Origin of the sequence: Brevundimonas sp. GW460-12-10-14-LB2 (assembly GCF_001636925.1) — a bacterium.
GTDB lineage: Bacteria > Pseudomonadota > Alphaproteobacteria > Caulobacterales > Caulobacteraceae > Brevundimonas > Brevundimonas vesicularis.
Genome location: NZ_CP015511.1, coordinates 873,544 through 896,360, shown reverse-complemented (window position 1 = coordinate 896,360; position 22,817 = coordinate 873,544). Strand labels below are relative to the sequence as shown.

At 66.5% G+C, this 22,817-nt stretch carries 22 protein-coding genes; 13 read left to right on the top strand and 9 right to left on the bottom strand.

Annotated elements, in window-relative coordinates; genetic code table 11:
* Nucleotides 1-25: 25 nt before the first annotated feature.
* A complete protein-coding gene (locus tag A4249_RS04325; RefSeq protein WP_017506474.1) occupies nt 26-727 on the bottom strand; it encodes a hypothetical protein in 702 nt (233 codons plus the stop codon).
* A gap of 47 nt (nt 728-774) precedes the next feature.
* Complete coding sequence (locus tag A4249_RS04320; protein ID WP_066551296.1) at nt 775-2,214, bottom strand: GumC family protein; 1,440 nt, start codon at nt 2,212-2,214, stop codon at nt 775-777.
* A gap of 121 nt (nt 2,215-2,335) precedes the next feature.
* Here A4249_RS04320 and A4249_RS04315 point away from each other — a divergent pair, with 121 nt between their 5' ends.
* Nucleotides 2,336-3,085 carry a polysaccharide biosynthesis/export family protein gene (locus A4249_RS04315; RefSeq protein ID WP_066551294.1) on the top strand — a complete coding sequence of 250 codons (750 nt, stop codon included), beginning with the start codon at nt 2,336-2,338 and terminating at the stop codon, nt 3,083-3,085.
* Nucleotides 3,086-3,093: 8 nt separating this feature from the next.
* Here A4249_RS04315 and A4249_RS04310 read toward each other — a convergent pair whose 3' ends face one another.
* On the bottom strand, nt 3,094-3,399 hold the full coding sequence (locus A4249_RS04310; RefSeq protein WP_066551293.1) for a hypothetical protein: 306 nt from the start codon (nt 3,397-3,399) through the stop codon (nt 3,094-3,096).
* A gap of 316 nt (nt 3,400-3,715) precedes the next feature.
* Here A4249_RS04310 and A4249_RS04305 point away from each other — a divergent pair, with 316 nt between their 5' ends.
* The 3 genes from A4249_RS04305 (at nt 3,716) to A4249_RS04295 (ending at nt 6,107) form a co-directional block, all read left to right on the top strand.
* Nucleotides 3,716-4,300 (top strand): RcnB family protein, encoded by a 585-nt coding sequence (locus A4249_RS04305; RefSeq protein ID WP_055753440.1) that lies wholly within the window; start codon nt 3,716-3,718, stop codon nt 4,298-4,300.
* Nucleotides 4,301-4,462: 162 nt separating this feature from the next.
* Nucleotides 4,463-5,497 carry an RcnB family protein gene (locus tag A4249_RS16890; protein ID WP_231868766.1) on the top strand — a complete coding sequence of 345 codons (1,035 nt, stop codon included), beginning with the start codon at nt 4,463-4,465 and terminating at the stop codon, nt 5,495-5,497.
* Nucleotides 5,498-5,834: 337 nt separating this feature from the next.
* Nucleotides 5,835-6,107: a hypothetical protein gene (locus A4249_RS04295; RefSeq protein WP_066551292.1), complete on the top strand. Its 273-nt coding sequence runs from the start codon at nt 5,835-5,837 to the stop codon at nt 6,105-6,107.
* Nucleotides 6,108-6,174: 67 nt separating this feature from the next.
* Here A4249_RS04295 and gatB read toward each other — a convergent pair whose 3' ends face one another.
* From gatB to A4249_RS04275, 4 genes are all read right to left on the bottom strand, one after another.
* On the bottom strand, nt 6,175-7,668 hold the full coding sequence (gene gatB, locus A4249_RS04290; RefSeq protein WP_066551291.1) for an Asp-tRNA(Asn)/Glu-tRNA(Gln) amidotransferase subunit GatB: 1,494 nt from the start codon (nt 7,666-7,668) through the stop codon (nt 6,175-6,177).
* A 2-nt stretch (nt 7,669-7,670) separates the two neighbouring features.
* The gene (gene gatA, locus A4249_RS04285) at nt 7,671-9,149 is read right to left on the bottom strand and encodes an Asp-tRNA(Asn)/Glu-tRNA(Gln) amidotransferase subunit GatA (RefSeq protein ID WP_066551290.1); all 1,479 of its coding nucleotides are present in this window, start codon (nt 9,147-9,149) and stop codon (nt 7,671-7,673) included.
* A 2-nt stretch (nt 9,150-9,151) separates the two neighbouring features.
* Nucleotides 9,152-9,439, bottom strand: coding sequence for an Asp-tRNA(Asn)/Glu-tRNA(Gln) amidotransferase subunit GatC (gene gatC / locus A4249_RS04280; protein ID WP_039247681.1), 288 nt, complete (start codon nt 9,437-9,439; stop codon nt 9,152-9,154).
* A gap of 95 nt (nt 9,440-9,534) precedes the next feature.
* Nucleotides 9,535-10,080 carry a hypothetical protein gene (locus A4249_RS04275; RefSeq protein ID WP_156494628.1) on the bottom strand — a complete coding sequence of 182 codons (546 nt, stop codon included), beginning with the start codon at nt 10,078-10,080 and terminating at the stop codon, nt 9,535-9,537.
* Nucleotides 10,081-10,153: 73 nt separating this feature from the next.
* On the opposite strand from A4249_RS04275, the gene ruvX reads away from it, so the two are divergent.
* The 4 genes from ruvX to pyrC are packed head-to-tail and all read left to right on the top strand — an operon-like array spanning nt 10,154 to nt 13,847.
* Nucleotides 10,154-10,633 (top strand): Holliday junction resolvase RuvX, encoded by a 480-nt coding sequence (gene ruvX / locus A4249_RS04270; protein ID WP_017506485.1) that lies wholly within the window; start codon nt 10,154-10,156, stop codon nt 10,631-10,633.
* On the top strand, nt 10,630-11,553 hold the full coding sequence (locus A4249_RS04265) for an AEC family transporter (protein ID WP_066551286.1): 924 nt from the start codon (nt 10,630-10,632) through the stop codon (nt 11,551-11,553). The genes ruvX and A4249_RS04265 overlap by 4 nt, the downstream gene beginning before the upstream one ends.
* A 39-nt stretch (nt 11,554-11,592) precedes the next feature.
* Complete coding sequence (locus A4249_RS04260) at nt 11,593-12,576, top strand: aspartate carbamoyltransferase catalytic subunit (RefSeq protein WP_066551284.1); 984 nt, start codon at nt 11,593-11,595, stop codon at nt 12,574-12,576.
* Entirely contained in the window at nt 12,573-13,847 is a 1,275-nt protein-coding gene (pyrC, locus tag A4249_RS04255) for a dihydroorotase (protein ID WP_066551283.1), read from the top strand. The genes A4249_RS04260 and pyrC overlap by 4 nt, the downstream gene beginning before the upstream one ends.
* An 8-nt stretch (nt 13,848-13,855) precedes the next feature.
* Here pyrC and A4249_RS04250 read toward each other — a convergent pair whose 3' ends face one another.
* Nucleotides 13,856-14,788, bottom strand: coding sequence for a glycerophosphodiester phosphodiesterase family protein (locus tag A4249_RS04250; protein ID WP_066551282.1), 933 nt, complete (start codon nt 14,786-14,788; stop codon nt 13,856-13,858).
* 128 nt (nt 14,789-14,916) lie between these two features.
* Between A4249_RS04250 and plsY the strand changes: the two genes are divergently transcribed.
* Together plsY and dprA are read left to right on the top strand one after the other, a co-directional pair.
* On the top strand, nt 14,917-15,555 hold the full coding sequence (gene plsY, locus A4249_RS04245) for a glycerol-3-phosphate 1-O-acyltransferase PlsY (protein ID WP_066551281.1): 639 nt from the start codon (nt 14,917-14,919) through the stop codon (nt 15,553-15,555).
* Nucleotides 15,552-16,625, top strand: a complete 1,074-nt coding sequence (gene dprA, locus A4249_RS04240) for a DNA-processing protein DprA (RefSeq protein WP_066551279.1) — start codon at nt 15,552-15,554, stop codon at nt 16,623-16,625. The genes plsY and dprA overlap by 4 nt, the downstream gene beginning before the upstream one ends.
* Here dprA and A4249_RS04235 read toward each other — a convergent pair.
* On the bottom strand, nt 16,622-16,816 hold the full coding sequence (locus A4249_RS04235; RefSeq protein WP_066551277.1) for a hypothetical protein: 195 nt from the start codon (nt 16,814-16,816) through the stop codon (nt 16,622-16,624). The genes dprA and A4249_RS04235 overlap by 4 nt on opposite strands.
* Before the next feature lie 138 nt (nt 16,817-16,954).
* Between A4249_RS04235 and topA the strand changes: the two genes are divergently transcribed.
* From topA to A4249_RS16505, 3 genes are all read left to right on the top strand, one after another.
* On the top strand, nt 16,955-19,561 hold the full coding sequence (gene topA, locus A4249_RS04230; RefSeq protein ID WP_066551275.1) for a type I DNA topoisomerase: 2,607 nt from the start codon (nt 16,955-16,957) through the stop codon (nt 19,559-19,561).
* Nucleotides 19,562-19,760: 199 nt separating this feature from the next.
* Nucleotides 19,761-21,653, top strand: coding sequence for a DNA mismatch repair endonuclease MutL (gene mutL, locus A4249_RS04225; RefSeq protein ID WP_066554772.1), 1,893 nt, complete (start codon nt 19,761-19,763; stop codon nt 21,651-21,653).
* Between the two features lie 25 nt (nt 21,654-21,678).
* Nucleotides 21,679-22,809 carry an SEC-C metal-binding domain-containing protein gene (locus A4249_RS16505; RefSeq protein ID WP_156494627.1) on the top strand — a complete coding sequence of 377 codons (1,131 nt, stop codon included), beginning with the start codon at nt 21,679-21,681 and terminating at the stop codon, nt 22,807-22,809.
* Nucleotides 22,810-22,817: the final 8 nt, after the last annotated feature.

Below are 22,817 nucleotides of genomic sequence, written 5' to 3'. Positions count from 1 at the left end.
CGCCGAAAAAGCGCTTCGGAAGGCTTTAGCCCATCAATCGCCGCAGGAAGCCCGGCGCCTTGTAGGTCGAGCGATTCATGACCACGCCGGCGATCTTGCCGCCCACCGCTTCGATCTCGTCGCGCAGGATGACCGGGGCATGGGCGGCCGTGCTTTCGGCCGCGATCACCAACACCGTCATGTCCACGAAGGGCGCCAAGATGATCGCCATGTCGTTGCGATCGGCGGCGGGCGCGTCGATCACGATGGTGTCGGCGTGGGGCCGCAGCGCCTCCCAATATCGGGGCTCGCCGACGGCCTCGACCCGGTGCCCGGACCGCAGCGCTTCCATGTGGAAATGCGTCACCCACAGGCGGCCGCCCAGGCAGGACCGCGCCGTCAGCAGTCGCGAATCCGGCACCGGCTTGCCGTCGCGCCCGGTCACGCGCGGCGTCACGGCGTAGAAGCTTGAGCCGTCGGGCGAGCCTTGCGCGGCCTTTCCGACCTGCCCGAACCGATCCGGCTCGGCCGACACCGTCTCCAACTGCCCCTGTTGCGCCAGATCGCCGTCGATCAGCCAGACGGGCTTGCGCGCCCGCACCGCCGCCAATCGGGCGAACTCTCGCGCAACGGTCGAGACACCCTCGCCGGTCGCGGCGGAGGCAAACTGGATCACGCGCGCGCGGTGCGCCGGCGCCGGTCCCAGCGCCGCCCACAGGCCCGCCATTTCTGAAGTCAGATCGACCATCGAATCGCCAAGGCGCTCCCTAAGCCCTCAGCCTAGCACGAGTTTCGCTAGGCCGCCTTGGCCGGCGCGACGGCCAAGACCGGCATGTCCAGCGTGCGGCTGACCGAGGCCGGAGTCGTGAAGCCGCGCCGCGTGAACACGCGCAGCAGGCCGACACACAGGGCGGTGAAGCCCGCAAACAAAAAGACCGCCGCCAGCAGCGGGATCTTCAGGCTCTTGCCCGTCGCCGGCGGCTGGGCGCGCTCGATGACGGTGACGTTGTCGGCGCCGGCGGCGACCAGGGCGTTGTCGGCGCGGCTCTGCGTCTCGCGCTGCTGGAATTCCCGGATGGAGGCGCTCAGCACTTCGCGATTGCCCGCCAGGGTCGTGTTCTCGGATTCCAGCGCCGTCAACCGCGCCTGCCGCGAACGGATATCGGCCAGCTGCCGGTCCAGAACCGCCAGACGCGCCGCCAGCGAGTCGCGCTCGGCCCGGGTGTTGATCCGCGTGGTCTCCAGCTCGGTCCAGACGGGATTCGGCCCGGTGCGGACTTCCTTCGCCCCAACGGCCGTGCCGGTCGCGACATAGGCTTGCAGTTGATTGATCCGCGCCTCGATGTCCTTCACCGGCTGGGCGTCGGGCTGATAGCGCGACAACAACTGCTCGCGCTCGGTGCGCAGTTGCAGCACCTGGTCCTGGGCCGAGATGTTGAGATCCTGCTGCAGTGCCACCTCCGCCGGCGTTCCCGCCTGCTGCGCCACCAGGGTGTTAAGCCGCTGAGCGGTCTGGTTCAGCTGGCTCTGGGTCGACATCCGGTCGGTGAAGACCGTCTGATAGGTCGCCGCCAGCGTCGCCTTGGCCGCGGTGAAGTCGCCGATATCATTGGACGCCAGGAAAGCCTCATAAGCCCGATCCGCATTACCGAGTTCATCCTCGAAAGCGATGCGCTGGCTGGCGATGGCCGGCGTCTTGTCCTGGAAGACTTCGCGGCGATAGATCAGATATTGCTCGATGATCGTGTTCAGCACCCGGGCCGCCCGTTCGGGATCGTCGGCCTTGTAGGTCAGGTGGATGACCGCGCTGCCCGGCGCCGTGGCGACGCCCAGGCCGCCGCCGACGGCTTTCAGCGCAGCGGAACGTGCGGCCTGCGGACTGCCCTTGGGCGGCTCGCCCAGGATGGCGGCGGGACCCAGCGCCTCGACCACCTTCTGACGCACCGCGCTGGAGCCCAGGATGGCGGCTTCGGAGTTGGCGACCTCGTCGCCCTGGGGCGCCTGGCCCCGCTCGGCCGTGCCGACGCGCGGTTGATAGACGTATTCCTGCCCCACGCCTGCGAAGACCGAGCCGGTGGCGGTGTAGCTCTTCTTCAGCGTCATGGCGGCGGCGAACCCCAGCCCCAGGATCACCACGAAGACGACGATCATCAGCAGCAGTTCGCGGAACAACAGGCCGATCACGTCCAGAACGCCGTAGCGCGGCCTTGTGGTGACGTGTGCGGTGGAGCGCATCGGGCGGGCCGAATCCCTTGAAAGGCGTGTTGTCGTCACCCTTCGCCCACCGGCGTTAACCGATGATTACCCATAACCGGCGAGGTTGCCTGATATCCCTCGTCGAGGCCGACCGATTCCCATGCTGACCGATCGCCGCCTGTTTCTGCTGACCCTGGGTTCAGCCTCCATCGCCGCCTCGCTGGCGGCCTGCGGCGGTGCCGGCGGCGTTCCCGATCCTCGGCGCGCCGACCGGTCGCCCTACGACGAGCTCGCCGGCCTGCCCTTCGCCCCCTGGACGGACCAGGAGCCGGAATATCTGCTGTATCCCGGCGACGAGATTGAGGTGGCGACGCCGACGGCCTCGGAGCTGACGCGCACGCTCAAGGTCGGTCCTGATGGTCGCATCGCCCTGCCCCTGATCGGATCGGTCATGGCGGCGGATCGCACCCTGCCCCAGCTTCAGCAGGTCGTCTCTGCGGCCTATGCTACCCAGCTGGTGCGCCCTGTTGTCGAGGTCACCCTGCGCCAGGCCGGCCCGATCCGCGTCTGGGTCGATGGCGAGGTGCGCAACCCGGGCGTCTTCGAAATGATCGGCGGTCTGGACGCCTATCAGGCGGTGATCCAGGCCGGTGGTTTCGCCCCGACGTCGCGTCAGGACAGCGTGGCCCTGATTCGTCGCGGCCCCGGCGGATCACGCATGATGCGGGTGGTGGACCTGCGTCCGCGTCGCGGCGAGGTCGTGCCGTTGCGGCGTGGCGACATCGTCTTCGTGCCGCGTTCGACGCTGGGCGAACTGGCAGCCTTCTTCACCCAGGTGCGCGCCGCCCTGCCTATCGGCTTCAGCTATTCGATCAACGGATCGAACGGCAACGGCTACGCCCAGTTCTAGATGGTCGTTTAGGCGACCAGCCGAACCACGCCCTGATCGATGTAGCGCCGCGCGGCCTTCTGGGCCTCGGCGATCTCCTCACGCTCCATCTCCAGGCTCATCTCGCGGCGATAGACGCGCGCCTCGATCGAACCCTTCATGGCCGCCAGGTTGAAGATCATGTGAGCCGACACCCGGTCCATCGGGCAACCGCCCGATCCGGCCGAATACATCATGCCCAGTTTGAACAGGTCGTCGCCGGACATGTCCGGGGTCGGCAGCGGCAGACCTTCATCGTTGGCCTGCAGGTCGTGCGCCATTTCTTGCGCGTTCATCACCGTATCTCCTGATCGGGCGCCATTCTGGGCCCGCCTCTGAGACGCCATCAAATACCGGTGGTTTGAAGTTAAAGTTAACGGTGTAAAGCCTCGCACGGACTTTTCAGTAAAGCAGAAATGAATACTTTCAACGGGATTCAGACCTCGGAAATCTCTCGGAAATCTCTCGTTTACGCCTCAACTCCGCACACGATCAGCGCTCCGCAAACCTGACGCGATCGTTCAGCGGGCATTCAGGCGCGAAATCCGACCTTGCTCATCATTAACGGGTCGGGTCGGCACATCCGTCGGCGGCCCAGAATGGAGCACGAAGATGAACCGCCTCACCAAGGCCGCCGTCGTCGCCCTCGCCCTGTCGACCACGGCCGTGCCGATGCTCGTTCAGGCCCAGGACCGCGACCGCCGCGAGTATCGTCAGGATCGCCGTGACGACCGCCGCGACTTCCGCCAGGAACGCCGTGAAGATCGCCGCGACTGGCGCGACGGTCGCTATGACAGCCGCCAAGACTATCGTCGTGATCGCCGCGACGACCGTCGTGACTATCGCGACGAACGCCGGGATGACCGTCGCGATTGGCGCAACGACCGCTGGGACCGCAACAACAGCAACTGGTGGCGCGGCCGCTCGGACTTCCGTGGCTACAACGGTCCGCGCTCAGGCTACTGGTATGCGCCCAGCTACGGCTACTACCGGGTCGAGCCGCGCTACAGCGGCTATCGCTGGCGCACCGGCGGCTATCTGCCGGCGCAGTATCGCAGCTACTACGTCCGCGACCCCTATGTTTACGGTCTTCGCGAAGCGCCGCGCGGTTATCGCTACGTCCACGCCGGCAACGACATCCTGTTGATCGCCGTGGCCAGCGGTCTGATCGCCAGCGTCCTCTCGGGCGTCTATTAAGCCCCGCCATAACCGGACGATCGAACCCCGCAGGTCTTGCCTGCGGGGTTCTGCTTTTTCCGACAGTCCCTTGATTGCGAACAGTGTTCAGCCTGGGTTCATCGCCACCGATCGATGATTGCCTCAAGCCGCCGGAGACCCGGCGTGCAGGAACCAAAGACCATGAAACGCCTCCTGATGGCTTTCACCGCCATCGCCGCCGTCGCCGGCCCGCTTGCAACTCCGATGCAAGCCCTCGCCCAGGAACAGGACCAGGCTCAGCAGGAACGGCCTCAGCGTGAAGGCCGCGCCCGCGGCATGAACCGGCCCGAGCGTCCGCAGATGGGTCGTGAAGACGGACCGCGCGAGCCTCGCCCCGAACGTCCCAGCCGACCCGCAAACGATACGCCCCGTCCCGAGGGCCCGTCGGGTGGCGAACGTCCCGATGCAGGCGGCCAACGTCCGGATCGTCCCGAAGGCGGATGGTCTCGGCCTGATCGCCCCAACACCGGCGGCCAGCGTCCGGACCGGCCCGAAGGGGGCTGGAACCGACCCGATCGCCCGAATACCGGCGGCCAGCGTCCGGACCGACCCGAGGGCGGCTGGAACCGGCCCGATCGTCCGAATACAGGCGGCCAGCGTCCGGACCGGCCCGAAGGCGGCTGGAACCGACCCGATCGTCCGAATACCGGCGGCCAGCGTCCCGACCGGCCCGAAGGCGGCTGGAACCGACCCGATCGGCCCGACCGCCCAAATGCTGGCGGTCAACGCCCCGACCGTCCTGGAAACGGCTGGAACCGTCCCGACCGTCCAGGCTCGGGGTGGAACAACGGTCGTGACCGCGACCGTCAGCACCGCGAGTTCCGCCAGCGCTTCAACGGCGATCAATGGCGGCGGGATTTCTATCGCAACCACCGCTCGGACTGGTGGCGCAATGATCGGCGCTTCAGGGGTTACAACGGCGTGCGCGTCGGCTTCTACTTCGCGCCGGGTTGGGGCTACTACAGCGTGCCGCGCTCCTACTGGGGTCGGTCGTGGTCGGTCGGCCAGTATCTGCCGGATGCCTTCTGGCGCTATCAGCTGAACGACTGGCGCACCTACGGCCTGGGCTATCCGCCCGAGGGCACGCGCTGGGTTTCCGTCGACAACACTCTGTATCTGATCGACGAATACGACGGCTATATTATCGACGTCGTCCGCGACGCCTGGCGCTGGTAACAGCCTGACGATTTTGCACATCCGCCCGACGGCCCCGCGCCGTCGGGCTTTTTTATTGCCCCGCTTCGCTAAAGGATTGCGAACCGTGACCTTCCCGTGACCTTGTTCCGGTGCGACATCTTGTCATGCGTCATTGGATCGCCAGGTATTCGAAGCCCTCAGCTGCGCCACAAACGCCGTTCAGCCGAGATCAGCTTCAGCAATCAGCGCTTGAAACGACTTGAGACCCGCCGGACGAAAATCGGCCGCGATGCGCTCCGACGCTGGTCTTCGTCGCCATTCACGATGACGTCCGGAAGCGTTTCCGGATGGCGTTTCAACCGAAGGACATGTCCCGATGAAGATCGCACTGACCGCCCTGGCCGCCTCGATGCTGCTGGCCGGCGCCGCAACCGCCCAGCAAGCGCCCAGCGCGCCGCCGCCTCCGCCGCCCCCGCCGGTCGATCATCAGACTCCGCACCATCCGGCCCCGCCGCCGATCGATCCCGCCGTGCCTGCGCCGCCTGCCCCGCCTGCTCCGCCAGCGCCAACCGACCCGGACGCCCCCGTCCCGCCCGCGCCTCCGGCTCCCCCCGCACCGCCGGCGCCGCCCGTCCCGCCGTCGGCCTGAGCCTGGAAATGGAAAAGGCCCTGCGGATCGCTCCGCGGGGCCTTTGCTTTTCGTTCGACGCCTCGCCCTACAGGCCCAGCTTGGCCTTCAGGATGTCGTTGACCGCCGCCGGATTGGCCTTGCCGCCCGTGGCCTTCATGACCTGACCGACGAACCAGCCGATGGCCTGGGGCTTTTCGGCGACGGCCGCCGCCTTGTCCGGATTTGCGGCGATGATCTCGTCCACAGCCTTTTCGATGGCGCCAGTGTCCGTGACCTGTTTCAGGCCGTGCTTCTCGACCACCTCGGCCGGCGAGCCTTCGCCGTTCCAGACGTGATCGAAAACCTCCTTGGCGATCTTGGACGAAATGACATTCGTCTCGATCAACTCCACCAGCTGCGCGACGTGCGCCGCCGGCAGCGTATTCTCGCTGAAGTCCTTGCCCTCGGCGGCCAGGCGCGCCGAAACCTCGTTGGTGACCCAGTTGGAGACCAGTTTGGCGTCCCGACCCTTCGCTGCGGCTTCGAAGTAGTCGGCCTTCGCCTGTTCCGAGATCAGCACGATGGCGTCGTACTGCGATAAGCCATAGTCGGCCATCAGACGCTTGCGCTTGTCGTCCGGCAACTCGGGCAGCGACGCCTTGATCTCGGCGATCCAGGCCTCTTCCAGATCCAACGGCAGCAGGTCGGGATCGGGGAAGTAGCGATAGTCCTGCGCCTCTTCCTTGGACCGCATCGAGCGCGTCTCGCCGGCCGTCGGATCGTACAGGCGCGTCTCCTGGGTGATCGAACTGCCGTCCTCCAGAATTTCGATCTGGCGGCGCGCCTCATACTGGATCGCCTGAGAAATGAAGCGGAAGCTGTTGACGTTTTTAATCTCGCAGCGCGTCCCCAGATAGCTGAAGTCGCCCGTTTTCTTGAACTTGTCGTAGTTGCCTGCCCGGCACACCGACACGTTCACGTCCGCCCGCAGATTGCCCTTCTCCATGTCGCCGTCGCAGGTGCCCAGATAGATCAGGATGGTCCGGATCTTCTTCACATAAGCCACCGCCTCGTCCGGCGTGCGCAGGTCGGGACGCGAGACGATCTCCATCAGCGCCGTGCCGGCCCGGTTCAGGTCGACGTAGCTTTCGGTCGGCGACAGGTCGTGGATCAGCTTGCCCGCATCCTGCTCCAAGTGCAGGCGCTCGATGCCGACGTTGAAGAAGCTGCCGTCCTCGGCCTCCACCTCGACCACGCCTTCACCCACGATGGGGTAATAGAGCTGGCTGATCTGATAGCCGGTCGGCAGGTCGGGATAGAAGTAGTTCTTGCGGTCGAACTGGCTGCGGCGATTGATCTGCGCGCGCAGGCCTAGGCCCGTCTTCACCGCCTGTTCGACGCAGTGTTTGTTCAGCGTCGGCAACATGCCGGGAAAGCCCGCATCGACCAGCGACACCTGCTCGTTCGGTCCCGCGCCGAAGCCGACGGCGGCGCCCGAGAACAGCTTGGCCTTCGACGCCACCTGGGCGTGGATTTCCAGCCCCATGACGATTTCCCAATCGCCGGTGCGGCCTTTGATGGTCTTGGTATTGTCGCTCATGCTCACCACCACTTGCCCGGCTTGGCCGTGAAGCCCGCCGCCCGTTCCAGCGCGGCGCCGACCTGGAAGACCGTCGCCTCGTCCAGCGCCTTGCCGATGACCTGAAGCCCCAGCGGCAGGCCGCCGGCGTCAACGCCCGCCGGCACCGAAATGCCCGGCAGTCCGGCCAGATTGGTCGTCACCGTGAAGACGTCGTTCAGATACATGGTCAGCGGGTCGATCTGCTTGTCGCCCAGCGCGAAGGCGGCCGACGGCGTCGACGGCGTCAGGATGGCGTCCACCTGGCCCCAGACGTTGTCGAAGTCCTCGGCGATGCGGCGACGCACCTTCAGCGCCTTGACGTAGTAGGCGTCGTAGAAGCCAGCCGACAGCACATAGGCGCCGATGGTCAGGCGACGCTGGACCTCCTTGCCGAAGCCCTCGGCGCGCGAGGTCGCATACAGGTCGTCCAGCGACTTGAAGTCCTCCGCCCGATGCCCGAACCGCATCCCGTCGTAGCGCGCCAGGTTCGACGAGGCCTCAGCCGGCGCCACGATATAATAGGTCGGCAGGGCGTATTTGGTGTGCGGCAGGCTGATCTCGACGATCTCGCAGCCGGCGTCCTTCAGCCACGCCACGCCTTGGTCCCACAGGGCCTGAATCTCGGTCGGCATCCCGTCCACGACATATTCGCGCGGCACGCCGATACGCAGCCCCTTGACCGACTTGCCGACCGACTGGGTCCAGTCGGGCGTGGCGATGTCCAGGCTGGTCGAATCCTTGGCGTCGAACGAGCACATGGATTGCAGCAGCAAGGCTGCGTCCTCGACCGTCTTGGTGATCGGCCCGGCCTGGTCCAGCGACGAGGCGAAGGCCACCATGCCGAAGCGGCTGGCGCGGCCATAGGTGGGCTTGATCCCGACCGTGCCGGTGAAGGCGGCCGGCTGGCGGATCGACCCGCCGGTGTCCGACGCCGTCGCGGCCAGGCACAGGTCGGCCGCCACGGCCGAGGCCGAACCGCCCGACGAACCGCCCGGCGTCAGCTCGGCGTTCGAGCCGGTCGACTTCCACGGGTTCACGACCGGGCCGAAGGCCGAGGTCTCGTTGGACGAGCCCATGGCGAACTCGTCCATGTTCAGCTTGCCCAGCATGACCGCCCCGTCGCGCCACAGATTGGCGGTGACGGTCGATTCATAGGGGGGGACAAAGCCGCGCAGCATGTTGGAACCTGCCGTCGTCTGCACGCCCTCGGTGCAGAACAGGTCCTTGATCCCCAACGGCGCGCCTTCCAGCGCCCCGCCCTTGCCGGAGGCGATACGGGCGTCCGACGCGCGCGCCATGTCAATGGCCTTGTCCGCCGTCACCTCGACATAGGCGTTCAGGGTCGGATTGGCGGCTTCGATCGTGGTCAGGAAGGCCTGGGTGATTTCGGCCGAGGTGAAGTCCTTGGCCTTCAGCCCGTCGACGGCGCCCTTCAGGGTCAATTTGGTCAGGTCGCTCATGACTATTCGACCACCTTGGGCACGACGAAGAAGCCGTCCGCCGACTTGGGCGCATTCGACAGGACCGCATCGACCTTGGCGCCGTCGGTGACGACGTCGTCGCGCAGGCGCAGCGGCTGGGCGACGTTCGAAGTCATCGGCTCCACGCCTTCGACATCCACCTGATCCAACTGCTCGATCCAGGCCAGTATGCCGTTCAGCTCCTGCGCCAGCGGCTCCAGCCGGTCCTCGGGGGTCTTGATGCGGGCGAGATGCGCAACCTTGCGCACCGTCGCAGCGTCGATGGCCATGCGGCCCTCCAACACACAAAATGAAAACGAAGCGGTCGGATTAGCCGCCCGCACTGGGATTCACAAGGATCAGCCGCCCGTCGTCAGGCGTGATGTCACTGCGACGTGCTGACGGACACCGCGTCCGGCGGCGTCTCGCCGCTCGGGGTGAAGTCGATCTGAACCGTCCGCTCCACCTTCAGGATGTCGCCGTTCGGCCCCGCCGTGTCCTGACGCACCGCCAGGACCACGCGACCGGCCCTTGCCTCGACGACCTTCCATTCAGCGTAGTCGCCTAAAGGATAGGCGCGCCAGCCCTCGGCCGAACCGCCGAACAGGGCGAAATAGGTCACCAGACCATTCACCGCCGGATCGCCGCCCGACAGGCTGAAGACCTTGGCGTTCTGATCCGGCAGGGCCTGCAACTGCGACACATCGGCCGCCGTGCCGATCTCTTCGCGTGCAGCGGCCGCGCGCCGTTCGGCAGGCCCGACCGGCTCGGTGGTCGGGGGCGTGACCGCGCGTGTGATGGCGGCCGGCGTCGGCGCGGCTGCCGCAGTCTGGGTATCCTGTGCGGCCGGGGTCTTCGCCGGCGCGTCGGACTGTCCGCAACCGCTCAGCACAAGCCCGAAAGCCGTCATCACCGCTGTCGCTATGCGCATGTCATCGTCCTTCCTGTCCATCATTGTCACCATCGCCTTTGACTTCGGTGCGCGCCAGTCCTAACCGCAGGCCGTGCCCGTCCTCGACCTCCTCGACCTACCCGCCGCCTGCCCGCCCGACACGCCGTGGATGGGGCTGGATCTGGGCGAGAAGACCATCGGCGTCGCCGTGTCGGATTCCACCCGGCTGATCGCCTCGCCGCTGGAGCTGATCCGCAAGTCCAAGTTCACGCAGGAAGCCGAACACCTGTTCAAACTGATGGCGCATCGCAAGGTTTCGGCCCTGGTCATCGGCCTGCCCGCCAATATGGACGGCACGGAAGGTCCGCGCGCCCAGTCGTGCCGCGCCTTCGCCCGCAACCTGGAGCGGCTGCGGCCCGTCAACATCGCCTTCTGGGACGAGCGCCTGTCCACCAGCGCGGTCGAGCGTTTCCTGATCGAGGATCTGGATCTGAACCGCAAACGCCGCGCCCAGGTCGTGGACCGCACCGCCGCCGCCTGGATTCTGCAAGGGGCGCTGGATCGGGTTCGGGACCAGGCGACCTGGGTTTGACGGCCCTGATCGCCGGCGTCCTGCCGGTCTTTCTGATGATCGCCCTGGGCTACGGCTTGCGAAAGTCCGGCTTCCTGCCCGACGAGGCCTGGCGGCCGATCGAGAAGCTGTCGATCAACATCTTCTACCCCAGCTTCTTGATCCCCGCGATCTGGCACGCCGACCTCGCCGGCGGCGGCGCGACCGTGGCGGGTGCTGCGGCGGTGGGCGCGACCCTGATCGTGGCGGCCGCGACCCTGGCGTCCAAGCCTCTGATCACCCTGGACGGCCCGGCCTACACCAGCGTCTTTCAGGGCGTGATCCGCTGGAACAGCTTCGTCTTCGTGCCGGTGATCCAGTCGGTCTATGGCTCGGAAGGCACGGCGCTGGCCGCGGTCGCCATCGCCTTCATCATTCCCGTCACCAACATCGCCTGCGTCGCCGTGTTGGCGAAATGGGGATCTCTGCGGCGCGAGCCGTCGGTTGTCGGGCTGATCAAGTCGATGCTGGCCAATCCGATCCTGCTGGCCTGCCTGATCGGCCTGGCGCTGAATCTAATGCATGTGCCGCTGATCCCGGGCCTGTCGGATGCGATGGACCTGCTGGGCGCCGCCGCCCTGCCCTTGGGCCTGATCGTCGCCGGGGCGGGACTGTCCTTCGCCGAGGTCAAACGTCGCCGCACCACCATCGCCGCCGTCAGCCTGGTCAAACTAGGTGTCATGCCGCCGCTGATGTGGTTCATCGCCTGGGCGTTGGGCGGCGACAGCCTGGCGCAGGGCATCGCCCTAATCTGCGGCGCCGCGCCCGGCTCGGCCGCCTCCTACATCCTGGCGCGTCAAATGGGCGGCGACGCCCCCCTGATCGCCGGCGTCATCGCCCTGACCACCGTGGGCAGCGCCGTGGTCATTCCCATCCTGCTGGCCCTGTTCCACTTCACCTGACTGGCGTTCAGGGCGAGTCACGCCTATAGCCGCGTCTCGATGACCCAGCCCGCTCAAGTCACCGATCAGACCATCCGCGACCGGCTGGTTCCGTTCCCCAAACCGCACTTCCTGGCCGCATCGGACCTCGATCCGTATGTGACGCCGCAGTTGCTGGATCTGGGCGACGCCTTCGTGGACTTTAATCGCCAGTCGTCCAAGGCCCTGGACGTGCTGCACGGCCGCACGGTCGTGAACCTGTTCTTCGAGAACTCGACCCGCACCTCCTCCTCCTTCGAGATCGCCGCCAAGCGCCTGGGCGCAGACGTCGTCACCATGCCGGTCGCCTCTTCGTCGGTGAAGAAGGGCGAAACCCTGATCGACACGGCGGTCACTCTGAACGCCATGAAGCCCGACATCCTAGTCATCCGCCACTCGGCCTCGGGCGCGGCCGAACTGCTGAGCCAGAAGGTCGGCTGCGCCGTCGTCAACGCCGGTGACGGCCGCCACGAACACCCGACCCAGGCTCTGCTGGATCTGCTGTCCATGCGCCGCGCATTCGGCGATGTGACCAGCCTGACCGTCGCCATCTGTGGCGACATCACTCACAGCCGCGTGGCGCGCTCTAACGTCGCCCTGTTGCAGATGATGGGGGCGCGCGTCCGCCTGATCGGCCCGCCGACCCTGGTGCCTGGCGACGCCGACCGCTGGGGCTGTGAGGTCTTCCATGACATGCGCGAGGGTCTGAAAGGCTGCGACGTGGTCATGATGCTGCGGCTTCAGCTGGAGCGGATGGCCGGCGCCCTGGTCCCCTCGACCCGCGAATATTTCCGCTTCTGGGGTCTGGATCGCGAGAAGCTTGCCTGGGCCAATCCCTGCGCCCGGGTCATGCACCCCGGGCCCATGAACCGCGGCGTCGAGATCGATTCCGACGTGGCTGACGACCTGGACGTCTCGCTGATCCAGGATCAGGTCGAGATGGGCGTCGCCGCCCGCATGGCCGTGTTGGCCTCCCTCTCCGCCCGTTGGGGAGACGCCCGATGACCACCGTTGCCATCATCAACGCCCGTCTGCTGGACCCCGCGTCCGACTACGACGGCCCCGGCGGTCTGCTAATCCAGGACGGTCGCATCAGCCGCGTGATCCACGGCCCGACGCCGGACCTGGCGGCGGATCAGATCATCGACGCTGACGGCCTGTGCCTCGCGCCCGGCTTGATCGACATCCGGGTCAAGACCGGCGAACCCGGCGCCGAGCCCAAGGAGACGCTGAAGTCCGCCAGCCTGGCCGCCGCCGCTGGGGGCGTGACCACCATCGTGGTCCAACCCGACACCGATCCCGCCGTCGACGACCCGGCCATGATCGACTTCATCCAGCGGCGCGGCGCGGCCCTGAACCTCGTCAACGTCCGCGCCGCCGGCGCCGCGACCAAGGCTCTGGACGGCCAGCGCATGGCCGAGATCGGCCTGATGGACGAGGCCGGCGCCCTTTATTTCACCGACGGCGACAAGGTCATCGTCAACAGCCGGACCCTGCAACGGGTGATGAGCTACGCTGCCGCCTTCAACGCCCTGATCGCGTGCCGCCCGGCCGACCCCTGGCTGACGGAAGGCGCGGTCGCCGCCTCCGGCGAACTGGCCACGCGCCTGGGCCTGTCCGGCAGCCCCGCCATCGCCGAGCGGATCGGGCTGGAGCGCGACCTGGCCCTGGTCGAACAGACCGGCGCGCGGTTCCTGGTGGATCAGATTTCGACCGAGGGCGCCCTGGACACCCTGGCCCGCGCCCGCGCCAAGGGGCTGGAGGTCGCCGTCAGCGTCTCGATCAACCACCTGTGCTTCAACGAGGTGGACATCGGCGATTACCGCACCTTCTACCGGCTGGACCCGCCGCTGCGCTCGGAGGCCGACCGCCAGGCCCTGATCGAAGCCGTGCGCGAAGGCCTGATCGACGTCATCACCTCCGCCCACGCCCCCGCCCCAGCCGAGGACAAGCGCCGGCCCTTCGCCGAGGCCGCGCCCGGCGCCATCGGCTTGGAGACCCTGCTGCCCGCCGCCCTGACCCTGCATCACGAAGACGGTCTGGACCTGCTCGACGTCCTGCGTCCCTTGACCCAAGGCCCCGCCGCCCTGCTCGGCCTCGACGCGGGCGTCCTGGCCGAGGGCGCGCCGGCCGACGTCATCCTGTTCGACGCCGGGGCCCCCGTCATCATCGACGCCGACGCCCTTCACTCCAAATCCAAGAACTCACCCTTCGACGGCCGCCGGCTTCAGGGCAAGCTGATCGGAACCTGGGTGGGCGGTCGCAAGGTCTTCTAAGGCACAGATCAGCGCGGCCGCGCGCACGTCGCGGCCTTGGCCACCTCGGCGCCTAGCACCGATTTGACGGCCAGCGGCGTATCGGTGGCGATCACGGTGACGCCTTGGCGCACCAGATCGCGGTATTCCGATACGTCCCCGTCGGAGGCGTAGCGGTCGTCACGGCGCACGCCCTCGGCGCCCAGTGTGCCGAACTGAACCTCGACGCCGGCCTCGCGCAGGGCGCGCCAAAGCGCAGGACGCTCCTCGCGCGTGCCGGTCCAGGCCAGGATCTGCGCCGGGTTCAGCCCGCTCAGATCCTCCACACCGCTTAGCCCGGCTGAGATCATCATCTCCGGCGCCATGGCCGCCACCGCCCGCGCGTCGGCGTCGTTATAGGTGATCAGGATCACCCGGTTTCCGGCCCGCGACTGACGCACCTGATCGATCACCGCTCGCGCCAGATCGACCGTGGTCTCGCCGTCCGCGGGTTTCAGGTCGATGCTGGCGATGGCCTCCACGCGTCCGGCGGCGTCCAGCGCCTCGCCCAGCGTCGGCGGCGCGGCGCGCGTCAGGGCGCCGTCCGACGCCTTCAGCCGCGCCTGTTTCACCTGGGCCAGCGTCAGGTCCGCGACCCGCCCGCGCCCCGTGGTCGTCCGGTCCATGGTGTCGTCGTGCATCAGAACCAATTGCCGGTCCTTGGTCAGGACAGCGTCCAGTTCCAGGATCGCATTGGGGATCGCTCGGCCTGTCGCCTCGATGGCGGCGATGGAATTCTCGGGCTGGTCCAGCGCCGAAACCGCCCGGTGCGCCGAGATCGCCACGCCGCCGTCCCGCACGCAGTCGAAATAGGCCGCCATCGCCGGCCCCGATGACGGCGCAGGCGCCATCGGCGGCGCACCCACGCAACCTGTCGTCGAAAGCAGCAGAAGGGTCGCGGCGGCGGCGGAAATACGGGTCATGGATCGGCTCCGGAAAGACGCGCGGACCAAACGCTGCGCCGATCATCGGGTCAAGAGGTCGGATCGCCCTTGCTCCCGACCGCCCCGCGACGCATTTTGCCGCAACGACACGCGGGGAGCGAATCAACGTGCAGGATCTAGTGGCCCCGTTTCTCGGGACCTTGGCGCTGGTGGCGCTGGGCGGCTATCTGCTCGGCTCGATTCCCTTCGGCGTGGTGATCACACGTGCAGCCGGCGCCGGCGACGTGCGCAACATCGGCTCGGGCAATATCGGCGCGACCAATGTCCTGCGCACCGGCCGCAAGGATTTGGCCCTGGCCACCCTGCTGCTGGACGCCGGCAAGGGCGCGGTCGCCCTGCTGATCGCCCGTCATCTGTTCAGCAGCGAACTAGCCGGCGCCATCGCCGGCGGCGCGGCCTTCCTGGGCCACCTGTTTCCCGTCTGGCTGGGCTTCAAGGGCGGCAAGGGCGTCGCCACCTTCTACGGCCTGCTGCTGGCCGCCGCCTGGCCGCTGGGTCTGATGGCGGGCGCGGTCTGGCTGCTCTGCGCCTTCCTGTTCCGCTATTCGTCGCTGGCGGCGCTCATCTCATCAGCGACCGCGCCTCTGCTGGCGCTTCTGCCGCTCGCCGTCGTCGGCCTGCCGGTCAGCCTTCCCATCCTCGCCCTGACCGTCTTCGCCGCCGTTCTGATCTGGGTTCGACATCACCAGAACATCGCCCGGCTGCTGAAGGGCGAGGAACCGCGCATCGGGGCCAAGAAGGCGTGAGCCTGGACCCGGCCGAACGCTTCGCCCGGCTTCGGCTCGCCCGCACCGACCGCATCGGCCCCGTCGCCTTCGCTCAACTGATCGGCCGCTACGGCTCGGCCCTCAGTGCGCTGGACGCCCTGCCCGATCTGGTGCGCAAATCCGGCTCCGCCTCCGTTCCGCCCCCCGTAGAGACGGTCGAACGCGAGATCGCCGCCGGCGAGGCCATCGGCGCCCGCCTGCTGGTGCTGGGCGATCCCGACTATCCCGAGATGCTGGCCGCGCTCGATCCGCCGCCGCCGATCCTGTGGACGCGCGGTCGCGTCGATCTGCTGAACCAGCCTTCGGTCGCCATCGTCGGCGCCCGCATCGCCTCGGCGGGCGGTCAGCGGATCGCACGCGGTCTGGCGCAGCAACTCGGTCAGGCCGGTCATGTCGTCGTCTCAGGCATGGCGCGCGGCATCGACGCCGCCGCCCATGAAGGCGCCCTAGCGACCGGGACCGTTGCGGTCCTTGGCGGTGGAGTGAACGACATCTATCCGTCCGAACACGCCGACCTCTACGCCCGCCTGACGGAACAAGGCTGCGTCGTCTCCGAAAGCCCGGTCGGCGCCCGCGCCCAGGCGCGCGATTTCCCGCGCCGCAACCGCATCATCTCGGGCCTGTCGCGCGGCGTCGTAGTGGTGGAGGCCGAGGTCCGGTCCGGCTCGCTGATCACCGCCCGTCTCGCCGCCGAACAGGGTCGCGATGTCTTCGCCGTGCCCGGATCGCCCCTGGATCCCCGCGCGCGCGGACCCAATGAACTGCTGCGCCAGGGCGCCATTCTGTGCGAGGGGATCGAGGACATCGACCGCGCCTTCAACACCCTGCGCACCCTGCGCGAGCCGCCTGCCGATCCGATGCGATTCGACGGCGACATCGACGACGCCTTCCTCGACCGCGTCGCCGCCCTGCTGTCGCCAACCCCGACGCCGCGCGACGAGATCGCCCGCGCCCTGAACGCCCCGGTGTCGCAGGTCGCCGCCGCTCTGCTGGAGCTCAGCCTGACCGGCCGCGCTGATCTACTGTCCGGCGGCCTAGCTTCGCTCTAGGCCTGCGGATGACCTGCAACGCTCGCCGCCTGTTCAAGCAAGCCGGCCAGCCGCACGTCGCCCTCGTCCCGTGCCAGCCGCGCCATTTCCAGCGCCATGGCGCCGATATATTCCCGCGTCGGAAAGGCCGCCGCTTCGATATGCGCCTGGCGATCCGTTTCGCAGGCCGATTGAGGTTGCGCCGTCGCCATGATCGTCTCCGTTGTCAGGCCTGCAATCTAACCGGGCCGTATTAAAACGCAACTACCCTAGGGTGTAAGACGACAGGTGCGATTGACTCACGGCTCCGCTCCAACCACGTTCGCGCCCCTTCCCGAGACCGGACCGTTATGAACCTCGTCATCGTCGAGAGCCCCGCAAAGGCCAAGACCATCAATAAGTATCTGGGCTCGGACTATGAGGTCCTGGCCTCGTACGGCCACGTCCGCGATCTGCCGTCCAAGGATGGCTCGGTCCTGCCTGACGACGACTTCTCCATGCATTGGGAGGCCGACGCCAAGGGCGCCAAACGCCTGTCCGAAATCGCCGAGGCCGCCAAGCGCGCCGACCGCGTCATCCTGGCGACCGACCCCGACCGCGAAGGGGAAGCCATCAGCTGGCACGTGCTGGAGGTGCTGAACAAGAAGAAGGCGTTGAAGGACACCCACGTCGAACGCGTCACCTTCAACGCCATCACCAAGTCCGCCGTGCTCGAGGCCATGGCCAATCCGCGTCAGATCGACATGGAGCTGGTCGAGGCCTATCTGGCTCGCCGCGCGCTGGACTACCTCGTCGGTTTCACCCTCTCGCCGGTCCTGTGGCGCAAGCTGCCGGGCGCGCGCTCGGCCGGCCGCGTCCAATCCGTGGCGCTGCGCATCGTCGTCGATCGCGAGATGGAGATCGAGAAGTTCAAGGCTCAGGAATATTGGTCCATCGAGGCCGACCTGAACGCCGACAGCCCGCCCTTCACCGCTCGCTTGGTCAAGCACGCCGGCAAGCGCATCCAGCGTCTGGACATCAAGGACGAGGCCACGGCTTCCGCCGCCCGCGCGGCCATCGCCGCCGGCGACTTCACCATCAATGCGGTGGAGAAGAAGCCCGTCCGTCGCAATCCGGCCCCGCCCTTCACCACCTCGACCCTGCAACAGGAGGCGGCGCGCAAGCTGGGCTTCTCGGCCCAGCGCACCATGCAGGCGGCGCAGAAACTGTATGAGGGGGTCGACGAGACCGGCGGCCTGATCACCTATATGCGGACCGACGGCGTCCAGACCACGCCCGAGGGCATAGCCCAGGCGCGCGAGGTCATCAGCCAGGCGTTCGGTCCGGCCTTCGTCCCGCAAGAACCGCGCTATTACAAGACCAAGGCCAAGAATGCTCAGGAAGCGCACGAAGCGATCCGGCCGACCAACATCGCGCGCCATCCCGACAGTCTGCGCCTCGAGTCCGATCTTCAGCGCCTGTATGAACTGATCTGGAAGCGGATGGTCGCCTCGCAGATGGAGGCGGCCCGGATGGACCGCACCACCGTCGACATCGAGACCACCGACGGCCAGACGGGTCTGCGCGCGACCGGCCAGGTCGTGACCTTCGACGGCTTCCTCGCCGTCTATGAGGAAGGCCGCGACGAAAAGCAGAAGGGCGCCGAAGACGACGAGAGCGACGACACCAGCCGCCTGCCCGCGCTCAAGGAAGGCGCCAAGGCCAAGGTCGACGCCATCCGCACCGACCAGCATTTCACCGAACCGCCTCCGCGCTATTCGGAAGCCACCCTGGTCAAGAAGCTGGAAGAACTGGGAATCGGTCGCCCCTCGACCTACGCCTCGACCCTATCGACCCTGCGCGACCGCGAATACGTCCGCGTCGACAAGAACCGCTTCTATCCCGAGGATAAGGGACGGCTGGTCACGGCCTTCCTGGAGCAGTTCTTCAAGAAGTGGGTCGAATACGACTTCACCGCCGCTCTGGAGACCCAGCTCGACGAGGTTTCGGCCGGTCAGCTGGACTGGAAGGTGCTGCTGCGCAACTTCTGGCAGGACTTCCACGCCGCGACGCAAGCCGCCGGCGAGCTGCGCACCACGGCGATCCTAGATGCCCTGAACGAAAGCCTCGGCGCCCACATCTTCCCGGACAAGGGCGACGGGACCGATCCGCGCGAGTGCCCCCTGTGCCACCAGGGCCAGCTCAGCCTGAAGACCAGCCGCTTCGGCGCCTTCATCGGCTGCGACCGCTATCCCGAGTGCAAATACACCCGCCCCGTCGCCAGCCCGTCGGCTGAGGACGGCTCGGCCGAGAGCGGCGACCGCGAACTGGGCATCGATCCGGAGACGGGCCAGCCGGTCCAACTGAAGATCGGCCGTTTCGGCCCCTATGTCGAAATCACCCCGCCCGAGGGCGACAAGCCTAAACGTTCGTCCCTGCCCAAGGACTGGTCGCCCGCCTCCCTGTCGCTGGACCAGGCGCTGCGCCTGCTGGCCCTGCCGCGCGAGGTCGGGGTCCACCCCGAGGACGGCAAGATGATCACGGCGGGCCTGGGCCGTTATGGCCCCTTCGTCCTGCACGCCGGGACCTACGCCAATGTCTCGGACATCGACGAGGTGTTCGAGGTCGGCCTGAACCGCGCCGTGGCCCTGCTGGCCGAGAAGCGCGCCGGTCGTCCCGGTCGTGGCGCCGCCACGGCCCCGCTCAAGGACCTGGGGGCCCACCCGGAAACGGGCGAGTCGATCCACGTCATGGCCGGTCGCTTCGGTCCCTACGTCAAGTCCGGCAAGATCAACGCCACCCTGCCGAAGGGCACGGCGCCCGAAGACCTGACCCTGGAAGACGCCCTGCCTCTTCTGGCCGCCAAGGCCGGCGCCGCGCCCAAGAAGAAGGCGCCCGCCAAGAAGGCCGCCGCCAAGAAACCGGCCGCCAAGAAGGCTCCGGCGAAGAAGGCCGCCAAGTCCAAGGCGGCGGATTGATCCCTCTCCCGTTGGGAGAGGGCTTGAGCGCCCGAGAGCGCCAGCGATCGGCCTTCGCGTGAAAGGGTGAGGGTCGCGGTGTTGCGAACTAGCCCACCGCCCGACCCTCACCCGACCCTTCGGGCCACCCTCTCCCAACGGGAGAGGGAAAGGATCGTGCATGGCGCGAATCCTCCCCGCGCCCTATCTTCGCCTGCTCATGCCCATCCGCCGCCTTTCCCCCGAAACCGTCAACCGCATCGCCGCCGGCGAGGTGGTCGAGCGGCCGGCCAGCGCCATCAAGGAACTGGTCGAGAACGCCCTGGACGCCGGCGGTCGCAATATCGAGATCCAGGCCGACGGCGGCGGCCTGTCGCGCATCCTGATCGCCGACGACGGCAAGGGCATTCCGAAAGCCGAACTGCCCCTGGCCATCGAACGCCACGCCACGTCCAAGCTGGAGCCTGACGACGCCGGCGACGTGGACCTGCTGCGCATCCACACCCTGGGCTTCCGGGGCGAGGCCCTGCCCTCGATCGGGTCGGTCGCCCGGCTGTCGATCACCACCCGGTCCCGTGACGAGACCGAGGCCTGGGCCATCACGGTCGAGGGCGGCGAGACGCGTCCCCTGGCCCCCGCCCCCTTCCCCGGCTCGCACGGCGCGCGGGTCGAGGTGCGCGACCTCTTCTACGCCACCCCCGCCCGGCTCAAGTTCATGAAGTCCGAACGGTCCGAGGCTATGGCCATCTCCGAAGAGATCAAGCGCCAGGCCATGGCGCACGAGGCCGTCGCCTTCACCCTGTCGCTGGACGGCAAGGTCACCCTACGCTTGCCCGCCGAACATCCGGGCGATGAAGGCCGGCTCAAGCGCCTATCCGCCCTCTTGGGTCGCGACTTCGAGGCCAACGCTTTGCTGATCGATCAAGAGCGGGACGGCGTGCGCCTGTCCGGCTATGCGGGCCTGCCCACCTATTCGCGCGGCAATGCGGCGCATCAGTATCTGTTCGTCAACGGCCGCCCGGTGAAGGATCGTCTGCTGCAGGGGGCCTTGCGCGGCGCCTACGCCGACTTCCTGGCGCGCGACCGGCACCCGGCCGCCGTCCTCTTCCTCGACATCGATCCGCTCTATGTCGACGTCAACGTCCACCCGGCCAAGGCCGAGGTCCGGTTCCGCGATCCGGCCCTGGTGCGCGGACTGATCGTCGGCGCCCTGCGCCACGCGCTCCACGCCGCCGGCCACCGCGCCAGCACCACCGTCGCCGCCGACGCCCTGTCCGGCTTCCAGCCCCACACCGGCGTCGCATCCGGCCCCGCCTACAGCCCCAGCGCCCCGTCGGCGCAAGGCTTCAGCGGCTGGACCGGCTGGTCCCAGCCCGCCGCCGCCGCCCAGATCCTGCCCGGCCTCAACGAACGCAGCGCCCGCGTCGAACCGTCGTGGGACGGCCCGTCATGGCCCCAGCAGCCGACCGCGCGCGACCCGTCCGCTCACGACTCACGACTCACTCCTCACCCCGCTCCCGCCGACCCCCTCGACTACCCCCTGGGCGCCGCGCGGGGTCAGCTCCACGCCAACTATATCGTCGCCCAGACCCGCGACGGCCTGGTCATCGTCGATCAGCACGCGGCGCACGAGCGCCTGGTCTATGAGCGGATGAAGGCCCAGATGGCTGAGGGGGCCGTGACCCGCCAGGCCCTGCTGACGCCCGAGGTGGTCGATCTAGACCCTGCCGAGGCCGAGCGCGTCGCCGGGCGGGCTCAGGAACTGGCCGAGATGGGCCTGATCGTCGAGGCCTTCGGCGCCGGCGCCGTCCTGGTGCGCGAGACCCCGGCCATGCTGGGCGACACCGACGTGCAAGGGTTGATCCGCGACATCGCCGACGACCTGTCCGAACACGGCCAGGCCCTGTCGCTCAAGGAACGCCTCGCCGCCATCTGCGGGACCATGGCCTGCCATGGCAGCGTCCGCTCAGGCCGCGTCCTCTCGGCGCCGGAGATGAACGCCCTTCTCCGCCAGATGGAAGCCACCCCCCACTCCGGCCAGTGCAACCACGGCCGCCCCACCTATGTGGAGCTGAAGCTGCACGATCTGGAGAAGCTGTTCGGGCGGCGGTGAGCAGCACGACTAATTGGGACAAACCATGGAATTACCTCCTACGCTCCATCCCCGTGCTCATCCGACCGATGAAGAGTTATGCTGGTGTCTATCCGGGCAGCCGTATAGTGAATGCCACAAAAACCGAGAAAAACAGAAAAAAGCCAATCCAAAACAAGCTCTTGATATATTGGCTAAGCAGTTTCGGAAGAAAATAGGCTGCCTGCATCCAAATTCACCGGAAGGTTGTTCTGGAAAGATCATAAATTCGCACACGATACAAAAATCTGGTCCTCTGAAAACTATTGCTAAGAATGGCGAAGTTTACAGCATGAAGGGTGCCGGAGATCGATTAGTCGAAAATATGGGGAAACTTATTCCCCAGAAGAAAGGCATTTCAACAGTTTCTGTATTTCCCGGATTTTGCGCGCATCACGACAATGCGTTTTTCTCGCCCATTGAGAATGGCAAATTTGAGATCACACGGGAAAACTGCTTCTTGCTTCACTATCGAAATGTATGCAGCGAGCTGCATGCGAAAAAGTCTATGCAGTTCGGCGAACATATACTCAGTATAATTGATTCTGGTCGTGGAAAGTCTGATCAATTTCTCGCACAGCAGCAGGCCGCCGACATGAACTTCGGCGCGTCAATGGCCGAAAAGGAATTAGAAGCCAGTCGCGACCAGCTTAATGCATACTGGATTGCCAAAGATTTCTCATCAATATCATTCTATTTTATTGAATTCGAAAACCAACTCCCTTTCGTCGGCTCCTTTTCGGCAACTCCGAAATTTTCCTTTGCTGGAGATAAAATACAGGACTGGTCAGAAGAAATATTAAAAGGCGTTTCGTTCTCTTCGGTAAATTTTGATGGAAAATCGGGATTCGTAATATCATCTACAGACCAAGATCTAATGGACCTTCTGTCCTCAGAGCTAGAAGACTTATTGATTGGAAATCCTAGCAATATACTACGATGGTCCGTTTCGAATGCAGAAAACTTGGCCTTTAACATTGACTGGTGGGATCACCTTTCAGACAAACGAAGAAAGCACATCCTTGATCTCGCAATGATCGGAATGCCTGTAGATGACATTGCGGACGAAATTGAGCTCTACCTATCTGCTGTGGAAGTGCTGCCGAAAGCGCGATTATCACGTTCGTTAAAACTCTAAGCAATTTT

Coding starts and splice junctions, on each gene's coding strand:
- gatA (WP_066551290.1), bottom strand. CDS start 9,149: ATGAGCGACCTGACCAAATTGACCCTGAAGGGCGCCGTCGACGGGCTG.
- A4249_RS04315 (WP_066551294.1), top strand. CDS start 2,336: ATGCTGACCGATCGCCGCCTGTTTCTGCTGACCCTGGGTTCAGCCTCC.
- mutL (WP_066554772.1), top strand. CDS start 19,761: ATGCCCATCCGCCGCCTTTCCCCCGAAACCGTCAACCGCATCGCCGCC.
- pyrC (WP_066551283.1), top strand. CDS start 12,573: ATGACCACCGTTGCCATCATCAACGCCCGTCTGCTGGACCCCGCGTCC.
- A4249_RS04325 (WP_017506474.1), bottom strand. CDS start 727: ATGGTCGATCTGACTTCAGAAATGGCGGGCCTGTGGGCGGCGCTGGGA.
- A4249_RS16890 (WP_231868766.1), top strand. CDS start 4,463: ATGAAACGCCTCCTGATGGCTTTCACCGCCATCGCCGCCGTCGCCGGC.
- topA (WP_066551275.1), top strand. CDS start 16,955: ATGAACCTCGTCATCGTCGAGAGCCCCGCAAAGGCCAAGACCATCAAT.
- gatC (WP_039247681.1), bottom strand. CDS start 9,439: ATGGCCATCGACGCTGCGACGGTGCGCAAGGTTGCGCATCTCGCCCGC.
- A4249_RS04310 (WP_066551293.1), bottom strand. CDS start 3,399: ATGAACGCGCAAGAAATGGCGCACGACCTGCAGGCCAACGATGAAGGT.
- gatB (WP_066551291.1), bottom strand. CDS start 7,668: ATGAGCGACAATACCAAGACCATCAAAGGCCGCACCGGCGATTGGGAA.
- A4249_RS04260 (WP_066551284.1), top strand. CDS start 11,593: ATGACCCAGCCCGCTCAAGTCACCGATCAGACCATCCGCGACCGGCTG.
- A4249_RS04235 (WP_066551277.1), bottom strand. CDS start 16,816: ATGGCGACGGCGCAACCTCAATCGGCCTGCGAAACGGATCGCCAGGCG.
- A4249_RS04295 (WP_066551292.1), top strand. CDS start 5,835: ATGAAGATCGCACTGACCGCCCTGGCCGCCTCGATGCTGCTGGCCGGC.
- A4249_RS04320 (WP_066551296.1), bottom strand. CDS start 2,214: ATGCGCTCCACCGCACACGTCACCACAAGGCCGCGCTACGGCGTTCTG.
- A4249_RS04305 (WP_055753440.1), top strand. CDS start 3,716: ATGAACCGCCTCACCAAGGCCGCCGTCGTCGCCCTCGCCCTGTCGACC.
- A4249_RS16505 (WP_156494627.1), top strand. CDS start 21,679: ATGGAATTACCTCCTACGCTCCATCCCCGTGCTCATCCGACCGATGAA.
- A4249_RS04250 (WP_066551282.1), bottom strand. CDS start 14,788: ATGACCCGTATTTCCGCCGCCGCCGCGACCCTTCTGCTGCTTTCGACG.
- A4249_RS04275 (WP_156494628.1), bottom strand. CDS start 10,080: ATGCGCATAGCGACAGCGGTGATGACGGCTTTCGGGCTTGTGCTGAGC.